We start from the raw sequence: 13407 nt of genomic DNA on the forward strand, positions 1-13407 counted from the left end.
AAACCTTTTTTTATACTAAATTGCTTGTATATTTACTTCACTATTAGCCTGTGGCTAAAAGCATGTTTAAAATTCATCCTTCGCGCTGCAAACCGCTCCTAAGGGAACCCGACTTACAGTTTTCTCGCTCCATAGCGCTGCTAAGAAGCTCTAAAACCGTTTCGCCAGAACCCTTGTGGTCAGTTTTCGCTTACAAAAACGAAATTTAAACATGCTTTAAAGAGAGGATGTGCTGTTGTTAACTTAAAAGGAGTAAAGAATACCCTTCGCTTTACTTCCGTTTTGCGCCTATGGATCAAAGAATTCTACCACTCATACTTGCCTCTAGTTGGGCTTTCCTTATTGCCATGTTCGCTGTTCCGTCTATCATCAGAGTGGCGCATCTAAAAAATATCCTGGACACCCCGAACCTACGTACCGTGCATGCAGAACTTACGCCGCGCTTGGGAGGGTTGGCCATGTTTGCAGGCTTTATGTCGGCCCTTACCATCTTCACCGGCCTTGGCAACGGCGTGCAACAGCTATTGGCAAGCTGCATTATTCTGTTCTTTATTGGCCTGAAAGACGACCTGATTACAATTTCTGCGCTCAAAAAATTCTCTGTGCAGTTATTAGCCACTGGTATTGTCATGTTTATGGCAGACATTCGTATCACAGGCTTTCAGGGCATCTTTGGCATTGGAGAGCTGCCAATAGGGCTGAGCTATGGCTTCACCTTTTTAGTAATCATCGGTATCACGAATTCTATCAACCTGATAGACGGACTGGACGGACTGGCAGGAACACTTGTGTTAATCGCTGCCTGCACGTTCGGCTTATACTTTTACCTGTTCGGTGGCACGGCTTATAGTAACTACGCAGCCGTTGCTTTCTGCCTCATCGGCGGTGTGCTGGGCTTCTTACGGTATAACTTTCACAAAGCTACCATCTTTATGGGTGATACTGGTTCTTTACTTTGTGGCTTTATTATTTCCGTTCTGGCTATTCAGTTTATAGAGATGCGACCTGAACCAGCGTCCCCTGCCGTGGCTTTAGGGATTCTGTTCGTGCCGCTTTTCGATACTCTGCGCGTTTCTTTTATTCGTATCATGAAAGGCTCATCGCCTTTTATCCCTGATAAAAATCACGTCCACCACCGCCTGCTGGCAATGGGCTTCAACCAAATCACCACTGTGCTTATCCTTGCCATGATCAACATGCTGGTCATTGCATTTGTGGTGAGCTTCGGGGACTGGGGCAATCTGGAAATCCTGATGGTTCTGTTCGCTTTCTCGGTCGTATTAAGTGTGTTTTTAGGAGTTTATAAATCACATAGTGCACAAACTGTTTCCAAGGCAAAAATTAAAGCTTAGCCTCTTTTTCCTCTTATATAGCGTTACATGGCTGGGGTCTGCGCAGGCACAGGTGCTGCCCCTGGAACAGAAAAACGCTATCACAGCCGACTGGATGGTGCGGCGGGAGGGCGCAACACAGTTAATGCCGTACGTGGCCGGGAGGCACTCAGAGTATAATGCCCTACACCAGTGGCTGAATATTACGCAGGTCCAGCCTTTTAATATTCGTTTTACTGCTCCAAAGGACCTGTGCCTCTTTCTGAACAACCAACTCATTTTCAAGGCCGATTTTTCTGCTAATTACAACATAGATCTAGCAAAGCACAGCAAAGGAGTGCCTCCTGTAGAAGGCAAATTCCTGCTGACGGTGTGGCATCCGGAGCAGCAGCCTAATGTCGGTTCATTCCAGAACCAACCCCGATCCCAGGCACAGGTAAGCGAACTAAATGACCGGCCTCTTTCCGCCCAGATGCGCGAGTACGTGAATCAGAATGCCTTTATCCTGTTTCTGCTGGTGATCGGGCTGGTGTACGGCGCCCTCCGGACAAATTTCCCGAATGACTTTAGCAGCTTGTTTCACTTTGGCTCCTTCCTGAACCCCCACGCATTGGAAGAAGGCGTTTTGGTGAAGCCGATCCGCTCTCTTTCCAGCCTGCTTTTTGTGTTGGCCTTTTCGCTCACACTGGCACTGCTTATTGCGGCCATCCACACAAACGTGCAGCAAATAAACCTGTTCGACCGACTTTTCCCTGTTTCTGAGGCCGACATCACCACCAAAGTGCTCTTTTATACTTTACTCATATTTTTTATTATCCTACTCAAGTACCTTTTCCTGAAAATAATGGGTTTTATCTTTGGGTTAGAGCAGGTGGTGCAATTGCAGTATCGAGAGTTTATAAGATCGATGCTATTTCTGGGCATGTTTTTGCCGCTGGTGATGCTCCTTTACCTGTCCCTGTACACTATTATACCGGAAACAATTCTTTTGATATCAAACCTTGCGGTGTCGTTTGTGCTGATAATCACCATTATGCGGGTATTTGCAACAGTAAATAAAAAAGCGCCTGTACTAAATTTGCATTTATTTTCATACCTTTGCGCCACAGAAGTAATTCCGCTTGCCATTATGCTAAAGTTGATTGTTTTCAACTTTTAAAAACACAAAACGGCATTAGCAGCGGGTATTGAAGCAGGAGAAATTTTAAAAAACCGTTCCAACTGACTATGGCTGAAAGCAAAGCAAAGGGCACTGCAAACCCTGAAAGGTTCAAAATTCCCATCAAGACAATTCTGGTTACACAACCACAGCCTACAACCGACAATTCCCCATACCTGTCGATTGCTGAGAAGTATGACATTAAAGTCGATTTCAGGGCTTTTATAGATGTGGAGCCAGTCCCTTTCAAAGAGTTCAGGAAAGATAAGGTAGATATTCTGTCGCATACGGCAATTATATTTACCAGCCGTAACGCAGTAGACCATTTCTTCAGAATCTGCCAGGAAAGTAAGGTAGAAATGCCTGCTGACATGAAGTACTTCTGTATTTCTGACCAGACAGCTTATTACCTGCAGAAATACATTACGCTTCGCAAGCGCAAATTATTTGTGGGCGAGAAAACGGCCAAAGACCTGTTTGAGGTGATAAAGAAGCATAAGAACGAGAATTACCTGTTCCCTTGCTCTAATATCCGCAAAGAAGACATCCCAAGTTTTCTTGCCATGAACAAAATCAAGCATACAGAGGCAATTATTTACAAGACAGTGGCTGCTGACCTGTCTGATCTGGACGATGTAACTTACGACTGCATTGCTTTTTTCAGTCCGTCAGGTATCAGTTCCCTATTTATCAACTTCCCTGATTTTAAGCAGAACAACACCCGTATCGCTGCCTTTGGGCCTACAACAGCCAAGGCGGTGCGGGATGCAGGTCTGGAACTTGATATTGAGGCACCTATGCCGAACGCCCCTTCCATGACGGGAGCTATTGAAGTATACATACAGAACCAGCAGCAGCACTTAAAAAAGTAGACACCTGACGCAACTTTTATCTCTGTATTACATAGTTAGTAAAACGCAAACGCATACTATCACGAAGTAGTCTGCGTTTGCGTTTTAATGTTTAATAACTATATTTGAACAGCGGGTGCCAATCCACAACACTTTGCAACCATACTTCGCCATGTTGCCACGGCCTATGAAAAAGCTTCTACCTGTTTTGATGTTGCTCCTGCTCTTTTGTGCCCCTGCAGTAGTAGCACAGCAGCAGCCTCAGTTTACCCATTACGGGTTTAACGGGATGCAAATCAGCCCTGCCTATGCCGGCATTACAAACAGGCCGGAATTTACTTCCATTTACCGTTACCAGTGGCTGGGCTATGACGCCTCTTTTGACGACGGCGGTGCCCCTAGGACACTTTTACTGACAGCCAGCACGCCGGTGCGCCTGCTACATGGGGGTATGGGCCTGGTTCTGATGCGCGACAGAATCGGCAATACTACCCAACTCACTGCAGCCGTATCATACGCTTACCATATCAATATAGGTGAAACCGGCCGATTGGGTATAGGCGTACAGGGCAATGTAAACAACTATAAAAAAGGAAACTACAGGGCAATTGATGGCGGCGACCCTAACGTGCCGTTTAACAGTGAGGACACAAAGTTCGACATGGGAGCAGGCTTGTGGTATGAGTCTGAAACATTTTATGCAGGCGGCGGTGTAACAAACCTGCTGCATGCCGAATATGAGTTTGCAGATTCAACCAACACAGGCAGAGGAACCGTTTTAGGGGAGAATCACATTTATGTAACAGCTGGCTACAACCTGCCTTTAACCACAGATATAACAGTAACGCCAACCGTTTTACTCAAGCACGACACTGAAACATTCTCGTTTGATGTGGGTGGCCGTGTAAGTTTTCAGGAAAAATATTGGGCGGGATTGAATTATAGATATCAAGAAGCTGTTAGTGCGCTTGTGGGAGTATCTCTGTTTGAGGATAATGCCCTACGAGTTGGTTATGCAATAGATTTAACTACTTTTAATGTGGATGCCAAAGCACCCACCTCGCATGAGGTGATGCTAAACTACCGCCTTCCAGAGCCAGTAATCAGATTTAAACCACCCGTAAGAACGCCACGCTATTATTTTACTAAATAGTTGAGACAGCGTACACCTCACAATTGCACTGTTTACGGAGAAATCCTACACCCAGGGCAGAAAAAATTTGTTATTCATCCAGATAATAATCAGCTCCTTACCGCGTTAAAAAATAATAAATACGGGTTGTAGGGAATTGTTTTTTTTATTGTATCTATTTCTTATATATTTGCTACACCTGTCAAAGTGTATTATACAAATAATCGTAACTTTTACTTCTTTTTAATAGTCATCATGAACAAACTAATTAAGCTGTCTACATTCGCATTGGCGGTGGCACTGCTTGCAGGCTGTGGAATGGGACGCGGGCCCGAGGGAGATCTAGTGGGAGCCGAGGACCGTCCAGAGTATAATCCACAGGAGGTGCCTTACGGCATGGTTATCTGCCCGGGTGGTACTTTTCATATGGGCCAGGCAGATCAGGACATAGCTGCGTCAATGGCCAACCTGAACAAGCAAGTGACAATTGGTGGCTTCTATATGGATGAAACTGAGATCACTAACAATGAATACCGCCAGTTCATCAATGTGATGATGGAGGATTCTATAGATGTTTTAGGGGAAGAATATGTCATGGATCAATTGTATCCTGACACGACTGTTTGGGTAAGAGATTATACTTACCACATGGGCGACCCCTTAATGGAGTACTATTTTTCTCATCCAGCTTTCGACGATTATCCTGTAGTAGGAGTAAATTGGTTTGCAGCCAAATACTTCAGCGAGTGGCGTACAAAGCACAAAAACCAAGCGAACACAGAGTCAGGAATGGCACCAATGCCAGCGTTCCGTCTGCCAACAGAGGCAGAGTGGGAATATGCAGCCAGAGGTGGTCGTGATATGTCTGTTTACCCTTGGGGCGGCCCTTACCTGCGCAATGCAAAAGGCTGCTTGCTGGCAAACTTTAAGCCGGGCCGTGGTGATTATTACAGCGACGGATTTACTTATACAGCTCCTGTAGCACAATTCTTCCCGAACGACTTTGGTTTGTATGACATGGCCGGTAACGTGGCAGAATGGTGTTCAGATGCCTATGCTGAAGCCAGCGTTCCGATAACGTGGGATTTGAACCCTGTATATGACAAAGATGACGTGCCGCGCAAAGTAGTAAGAGGTGGATCATGGAAAGACATCGCCTATTTTCTGGAGACAGGTACCCGTAACTTTGAGTACCAGGATTCGGCTAGATCTTATATAGGCTTCCGTAATACGATGATTTATCTGGGCAGATCATCTGGCAATGAATTTAGATAATAACATTTCATAAAATCAATCAAACCCTTTTCAACCTTATTTTTAACGTTCACAATTAATTAGAAAACAAAATGAGCAAAGCTAGAGGTCGTAATTTCCTATTCGACGTGTTGATGCCAAAAATTTACGGTATTGGTGCTGCTGTCGTAATCGTGGGTGCATTGTTCAAAATCCAACACTGGGATTATGCAAACGAAATGCTTATAGTTGGTTTGTTAACGGAGGCAGTTATCTTCTTCCTCAGTGCTTTCCAGCCGCAGCCGCACGAGCCAGATTGGGCAAGAGTATATCCACAACTAGCCGAAGATTTTGCAGGTGAAGGACTTGTTCCGGTTACTGCTAACAACGGACCGTCAGTTACAGGAAAACTGGATGAAATGATGCGCAATGCTGATATCACGCCAGAAACAATCAACAGTCTTGGCCTTGGCCTGAACAGATTGAGTGACACAACAGCTCAATTGGCTGATCTTAGCCAGGCAACTGCTGCTACAGAAGACTATAATGTAAAAGTAAGAGCTGCTGCTGACCAGTTAGGCCAGATAAACAAGGCGTATGCTACTACTGCTGATGCTCTTGCGCAAATGGCTGGCTCTACAGTAGATGCACAGGAGTACCACGGTCAGGTACAGAACATGACGAGGAACTTAGGCGCATTAAACGCTGTTTACGAAATGGAACTTCAGGATGCTAATAATCACCTGAAGGCGATGAACAAGTTCTATGGTAACCTGAGCATGGCAATGGAAAACCTGACGGACGCCAGCAAAGATACTGCGCAGTTCAAAGAAGAAGTTTCCCGCTTAACGCAGAACCTGCACAACCTGAACACGGTGTACGGAAACATGCTTACAGCAATGAGAAGCTAATTCCAATTCAGTTCTATTAATCAACAAGAAAACAACAGTATATAATATTATATAATGGCTGGAGGAAAAGAGACACCAAGGCAAAAGATGATCGGTATGATGTACCTTGTACTGACCGCGATGCTTGCCTTAAATGTGAGCTCGGCTATCCTGTTAAAGTTTCAGTTCCTGGACGACAGTTTACAGGAAGTGAACCGGAGAACAGTTACAGATAATGCCGGGGTCGTATCCAATATTCAAGCTGCCATTGCAGACAACAAGAATCCATCTGCAAATGACCAGCGTGTGCTAACAAAGGCACAGGACGTAAGAGAGCAAACAGCAGAAATGGTAGCCTTTATTCAAGGCATTCGTAACACGCTGGTTGAGAAAACAGGAGGAGAAGCACCGGAAGGCGGCTATGAAAATCCGGAAGGAAATGACATAGTAGCCAACACCATGATTGGTGCTGCCAACAAGAACAACGGTCTGGCTTATGAGTTAAAAGATAAGCTGAACGGCTATGCAAAGTTCCTGAAGCAGTATAACCCAAACATGCCGGCGCAGTTGGCTTACGATGGATCAGAAGATCCGATTGCAAGCAGAGACCCTTCGCAGAAGAACAAAGACTTCGCAGAGCTAAACTTCGAAGAAACACCAATGGTAGCTGCTTTAGCTGTACTTTCTCAGAAAGAGAATGAGATACTGAAGTATGAAGCCGACGCTTTGCAGAAACTTGCTGCTGAAGTTGGTGCGGACATTATCAAATTCGAGAAGATCTTCGCTATGGCCCGTGCTGAGTCTAAGACGGTAGCGGCTGGTACGAAGTATAAAGCAGATATGTTCATTGCCGCTTCTTCTGACAACATCGTTCCTAAAATGAGCTTCCAGGGCAAGCCGGTAAAGGTTGCCAATGGAATGGGTACAGTTGAGTTCGTAGCAGCTGCCTCTAACTATGATGCAGAGGGTAATTCTAAGCAGACATGGAAAGGCCAGGTTACAATCAACCAGAACGGCCGTGATACAACGTTTACAGTAACTGAAGAGTATGTGGTAGCGAAGCCAGTTATCCAAGTACAATCTGCTGCTGTACAGGCCCTGTACTTCCAGGCAGCGAATGAGCTAAACATTCAGGTTCCTGCTTTGGGTGCAGTATATGACCCAAGCTTTAGCGCCAACGGTGGTGCTGCCATTAAAGGTGCTAAAAAAGGTGAAGTTACTATTATCCCAAATGCTACAGAAGTAACCATTAACGTAAGCAGTGGTGGTAATGCTATCGGTAAAGAAACTTTTAAAGTTCGCCCTATACCTAAACCAGAGATAGTAGCGTTAGTAAATGGAAAACCGATAGATCCTAAGCGTGGCGTGCCTGCTGCATCCTTTAGAGCAGTTGAAGTACAGGCTATATCAGATGAGGGTTTTAAACAGTTGCTACCAAACGAGGCTCGTTATAGAGTAACAAAATGGAACGCATACTTAATAAGAAACAATCAGCCGATTGCACAGCAGGAAATTAACGGCCCAACTGCTAACCTGACAAGTTTTGCTGCCAAGGCTAACAAAGGAGACAGGGTAATGCTGGAAGTAGTTGACGTGAAGCGTTTGAACTACAAAGGTCAGGCAGTAGACGTTAACGTGGGCGCGCCTAACTTTAACGTTCCATTAAACTAATCTAGAAGCTTACAAGGAGTATGAAACTAATCAAAGCAATAGGTGTAGCAGCTGGTATGATGTTATTATCTGCAGGAGCTATGGCGCAGCAGGTATCCAACACAACGGCAAGTAACCCTTCCGCAAGGCCAATTCCGGAATCTGATGTTCTTTTCAAGAAAACTGTTTGGCGTAAAATTGATTTGCGTGAAAAGCAGAATACGCCCATGTTTTCTGAAAACAGGGAAATCACCAAGATCATCATTAACGCGGTTAAAAGCGGTGAATTGACTGCCTATAAAACTGACTCAGTTAACACACCGTTAACTCGTGAGGAATTCATTGCAAATATGACTCCTAAAGAAACAGGTGGTGGTTTAAGTGAGGAAGAAATAGCAGCAGGTTTTGGTCAGGAAGAACAGGAGGAGGAGTTAGATGCTTGGGGAGATGCCTTGGGTGATGACGCCGTTGCAGCAACAGCAGCTCCAGTAAGTACAGAATATTTCCCAAAGCAGTTGTACTTGTTAGAATTGAAGGAGAACGTGGTATTCGATAAAAAGCGTTCGCGCATGTACCACGACATCCAGACAATCAGCGTTAAAGTACCTGCTACGTTAAATCCTTTGGGCTTTGAGCAGACAGTAGGTTCCTTTAGAATGGATGACTTGGTGCGTATATTCCGCAATAATCCTGAAATGGCTATCTGGTATAATGCACAGAACGATGCACAGCACAAGAATCTAGCTGACGCATTCGACCTTTGGTTGTTCAGCTCTTACATCACTAAAATCTCCAACCCTAACGACAGAGGACTGGCAGATATCTACGGTGGTGGCAGAAAAGGACTACTTGCTGCACAGGATGCTTTGGAAGCATTAATAGAATACGAGTATAGCCTTTGGAGCTACTAAGAACCACAAAGATTAAGCATAAAAAGGAAAGGGAGACTCAGCTGAGTCTCCCTTTCCTTTTTATGCTTAATCTCAAATAAAAAGCAGAGCAACTATTCATTCCACTTCTTTCGCCTCATGGAAGTAGCTGTATAGCAGCGTGGCTTTCGCTTTGCCTATCTCATCAGATAACTCCTCCTGCGAAAGCTCTCTTAGCTTCTTGACAGATTTAAATTTGGCCAGGAGCGCTTCAGCAGTTTTGGGACCTAAGCCTTTTATATCAGTGAGTTCTGTTTTTAAAGTACCTGCATCACGCTTACTACGATGAAAGGTAATAGCAAAGCGGTGTGCCTCATTTCTCAGGCGTTGTATAAGCTTTAAAGATTCAGATTTTTTGTCAATATAAAGAGGCAAAGCATCTCCTGGATAAAAAATCTCTTCCAGGCGCTTTGCAATACCTACTACGGCTATTTTACCATATACATCCAACTCTTTTAGCGCCTTTACAGCCATACTCAGCTGCCCTTTACCACCATCAATGACAATAAGCTGTGGCAGTGGCTGGTTTTCGTTGAGAAGCCGTCTGTAGCGGCGGGTAACGATCTCATACATCGACTCAAAGTCGTTGGCACCCACCACTGTCTTGATATTATAATGACGGTAGTCTTTCTTGCTGGGCTTCCCATTTTTAAAACAGACCATTGAAGCCACCGGATTATCTCCCTGGAAATTAGAGTTGTCAAAGCACTCAATCTGCCGTGGCAGTTCTGTCAGGCGCAGGTCCTTCTTCATAGTCTCCAGCACCCGCAGTTCGCGCTTTTCAGTCAGGTCTTTGTTTTTCTCCTGACGGCTCTCCCGCTCTTTGCGCAGGTACAGGGCATTCTTGAGCGAAAGGTTCAGCAGCTTCTTCTTATCCCCAATCTGCGGATAGGTGATGCTGATACTGTCGAGCGGAAGCGACAGCTCGATGTTGGTGATAACCTCACGGGAGGTACTTTCAAACTCCTGCCGCAACTGCACCACCACCGAAGCCAGAATATCGGCATCTTCCTCATCCAGCTTTTTATGTATTTCCAGCGACTGCGTCAGAATGATGGAACCGTTCATTACCTTCAGGTAATTAATAAATGCACAGTCTTCGTTACTGGTGATGGTAAAAACATCAATGTTGGTGAGTGTGTTGGAAACAACTGTGGATTTTACCTGAAAATCATCCAGCATATCCAGCTTCTGCTTAAACTGGTGGGCCACTTCAAACTGGTAGTCAGCTGCTGCAGCTGCCATGTGCTCTTTGAAATAGTTCTTCGCTACAGACAGGTTCCCGGAAAGGATGTTTTTGATTTGCGAAATGGCTGCATTGTATTCCGTCTCATCCACCAACGCCTCGCAAGGTCCTTTGCAATTGCCGATATGGTACTCCAGGCAAACCTTAAATTTACCGGCTGCCACATTTTCAGGAGAAAGGTTATAGGTACAGGTACGAAGCGGGTAAAGCGTGCGGATAAGGTCCAGCACCACGTGCATGGTGGTGCCGCTCGGGTAGGGACCAAAGTATCGCGAGCCGTCGTTGATTTTGTTGCGGGTGCTGATGACGCGCGGAAAGCGCTCATTTACAATACAGATATAAGGATAGGTTTTACCGTCCTTCAACAGGATGTTATACTTGGGCTGATATTGCTTGATCAGGTTATTTTCCAGCAGGAAAGCATCCGCCTCTGTATCCACAATGGTGAACTCGATGTCCTTTATCTGTGACACGAGCTTCAGTGTTTTCTTGTTATGCTGGGCAGAGCGGTTGAAGTAGGAGCTAACCCGCTTCCTGATATCAACCGCTTTGCCTACATAGATGATACCATTGTCATCAAAAAACTTATAGATGCCAGGCTTGTGCGGCAGGTGCGATATTTTCTCCTTCAGCTTCTCGTTCGCTGGCATATAACATCAGAATTAAATCTCGGCGTCCAGGTCAATCTCCGTTGGCAGGTTCAGAAACTCATCTTGATTAGCAGAGTCTATAGGCATCCCCTGATTATACCTTTCACAATTTAATTCTACAGATAAAGGCGTTAAAGGTTTTGGAAACGGATCTTTCGATACATCCAGCGACTTATCCTGATATACCTTCTGCATGAAGGCACCATATATAGGCATGGCTAACTTACCTCCCTGTCCTTCACTCATTGTTCTAAAGTGGATAGCTCGGTCTTCTCCACCAACCCAGGTACCGGTAACAAGGTTTGGTGTTACGCCCATAAACCATGCATCAGAATAATTTTGGGTGGTACCTGTTTTGGCGCCTATCTCATTCTTAAGCCCATTGCGGTAACGCAGACCGTAATAAGCAGTACCACCTGGCTCTGCAGCGGCTTGCAGCATGTGCACCATCATATAGGCAGTTTCCTCGCTCAGGGCTTCAACAGTTTTAGGCGTATGCTCATATATCGTGTTCCCGTGCTTATCCTCTATTCTTGTTATAAAATTAGGCTCCACCCAGGTACCACCATTCACAAACGTACCATAGGCACCCACCATATCATAAAGCGACACATCGCTTGCTCCTAAGGCTAAGGAAGGAGTAGGATCAAGTGGAGTGGTTATACCCATCCGCCTTGCTGTTGAGGCTAAAGTTTCAGCACCCAGTTTGTTTACCAGAAAAGCAGAAATAGAATTAACAGACTCGGCAAGTGCTCTGCGTAAAGTGTACTTCTCACCGCTATACTTGTTATCCGCATTGTCCGGGCACCACATGGTTCCATCCTCCAGCGGCACACATACTTTGGTATCGATAACCTCATAACACGGATAGTAACCACTCTCAATGGCAGCGGTATACAGGAAAGGCTTAAACGTAGAACCCGGCTGGCGTGCCCCCTGCTTCACGTGGTCATACTTAAAGTGCTTGTAGTTGATACCGCCCACCCAGGCTTTAATATGACCAGTCTGGGGCTCCATGGCCATAAAACCAGTCTGCAGAAAATGCTTGTAATGCTTCAGCGAATCCATTGGGCTCATCATCACCTCTTTTTCCCCATCCCAGTCAAAAATGGTCATCGGAATTTTCTTGTTGAGGTAATAGTTGATAGAATCTTCGTTTCCTTCAAACAGTTGGTTCAGGCTACGGTAACGCGCGGTGCGCTTGATAGCCTGCTGCGGAAAGCTCTTGATTTCCTGATTGGTCTGGTCTACCCAGGGGTTACGACCTTTCCAGTGCGCAAAGAATGCTTTCTGACGGTCTTTCATGTGCTCTGTCACCGCCTGCTCGGCATACTGCTGCATCCGCGAGTCGATGGTCGTATATACCTTCAGTCCGTCGCCATACAGGTCATAGCCGTTCTCGCGGCACCACTGGCGCAGGAACTTGCTGGCCTCAGTCCGGAAATAAGGGGCCATGCCTACATTCTGGTTCTCTACCTTATAGTCCAGCTCAATGTCATTCACCTTCAGCTTGTCGTACTCTTCCTGATCCAAGAAGCCGTACTTCACCATTTGTGACAGCACGACATTGCGCCGGCGCTTTGAATTCTCAGGGTTAAATCGGGGGCTATAGTAGGTAGGGTTCTTGAACAGGCCCACGAGCACAGCAGACTCCTGCACCTCCAGTTCTCCCGGCTTTTTGTTGAAAAAGGTTTTTGATGCAGACTCTATCCCAAATGCATTGCTGCCGAACTCAAAGATATTGAGATACATCACCAGGATTTCGCGCTTAGTATAAGACTGCTCCAGCTTTACGGCCATCAGCCACTCCTTTGTCTTATGAATAAGGATGCGCACGCCCGGTACATCGTTCAAAATACCATTATTCAACTCATCGCCACGGGTTCTGAAAAGGTTCTTTGCCACCTGCTGTGTTAAGGTACTGCCACCTCCCTTGGAACGGCCGGTAACAATGGCAGCAGCCACACGCGCCATTGCCTCCGGATCTATACCTGAATGCTCTTCAAACCGGATGTCTTCTGTTGCAATCAGGGCATTCACCAGGTTATCCGGCAGGTCTTCATAGTCCACAGGCGTGCGGTTCTCACGGAAGTAACTACCCAGCCGCACGTTGTCGGCAGAGTATACTTCAGAAGCAAGCTCGCTTTTGGGATTCTCCAATGCACGCGTACTCGGCAACTCCCCGAACAGGTTCAGGAAATTAATGCTGACGGCATACAGATAGAGAATAAAGATTGCTAGGCCACCCACAAAGAACAGCCACAATGCGGCGATTACTTTTGGGTAAACTTTACTCTTTGTATTGGGTGCAGATTTTTTTTGACGCGTAGCCATGT

General features: G+C 45.7%; 10 protein-coding genes. 8 read left to right on the forward strand and 2 right to left on the reverse strand.

Going from position 1 to position 13407, the window contains the following annotated elements:
- Positions 1-290: 290 nt before the first annotated feature.
- From E1919_RS14280 to porN, 8 genes are all read left to right on the forward strand, one after another.
- A complete protein-coding gene (locus E1919_RS14280) occupies positions 291-1352 on the forward strand; it encodes an MraY family glycosyltransferase (RefSeq protein WP_237144389.1) in 1062 nt (353 codons plus the stop codon).
- Complete coding sequence (locus E1919_RS14285) at positions 1315-2490, forward strand: DUF4271 domain-containing protein (protein WP_237144391.1); 1176 nt, start codon at positions 1315-1317, stop codon at positions 2488-2490. Before E1919_RS14280 ends, E1919_RS14285 begins: the two co-directional genes overlap by 38 nt.
- 68 nt (positions 2491-2558) lie before the next feature.
- A complete protein-coding gene (locus tag E1919_RS14290; RefSeq protein ID WP_162054084.1) occupies positions 2559-3362 on the forward strand; it encodes a uroporphyrinogen-III synthase in 804 nt (267 codons plus the stop codon).
- 166 nt (positions 3363-3528) lie between these two features.
- Positions 3529-4494: a PorP/SprF family type IX secretion system membrane protein gene (locus E1919_RS14295; RefSeq protein ID WP_162054085.1), complete on the forward strand. Its 966-nt coding sequence runs from the start codon at positions 3529-3531 to the stop codon at positions 4492-4494.
- 234 nt (positions 4495-4728) lie between these two features.
- Positions 4729-5748: a T9SS ring complex lipoprotein PorK/GldK gene (gene porK / locus E1919_RS14300; RefSeq protein WP_162054086.1), complete on the forward strand. Its 1020-nt coding sequence runs from the start codon at positions 4729-4731 to the stop codon at positions 5746-5748.
- 71 nt (positions 5749-5819) lie between these two features.
- Complete coding sequence (gene porL / locus E1919_RS14305; RefSeq protein ID WP_162054087.1) at positions 5820-6617, forward strand: type IX secretion system motor protein PorL/GldL; 798 nt, start codon at positions 5820-5822, stop codon at positions 6615-6617.
- A 54-nt stretch (positions 6618-6671) separates the two neighbouring features.
- A complete protein-coding gene (porM, locus tag E1919_RS14310) occupies positions 6672-8267 on the forward strand; it encodes a type IX secretion system motor protein PorM/GldM (RefSeq protein ID WP_162054088.1) in 1596 nt (531 codons plus the stop codon).
- 20 nt (positions 8268-8287) lie between these two features.
- Positions 8288-9157, forward strand: a complete 870-nt coding sequence (gene porN, locus E1919_RS14315; protein WP_162054089.1) for a type IX secretion system ring subunit PorN/GldN — start codon at positions 8288-8290, stop codon at positions 9155-9157.
- A gap of 96 nt (positions 9158-9253) precedes the next feature.
- Here the strand turns inward: porN and uvrC are convergent, their stop codons facing one another.
- A complete protein-coding gene (gene uvrC / locus E1919_RS14320; RefSeq protein WP_162054090.1) occupies positions 9254-11071 on the reverse strand; it encodes an excinuclease ABC subunit UvrC in 1818 nt (605 codons plus the stop codon).
- 12 nt (positions 11072-11083) lie between these two features.
- Entirely contained in the window at positions 11084-13405 is a 2322-nt protein-coding gene (locus E1919_RS14325; protein ID WP_162054091.1) for a penicillin-binding protein 1A, read from the reverse strand.
- Positions 13406-13407: the final 2 nt, after the last annotated feature.

Source organism: Pontibacter pamirensis, from assembly GCF_010015475.1.
Lineage (GTDB): Bacteria > Bacteroidota > Bacteroidia > Cytophagales > Hymenobacteraceae > Pontibacter > Pontibacter pamirensis.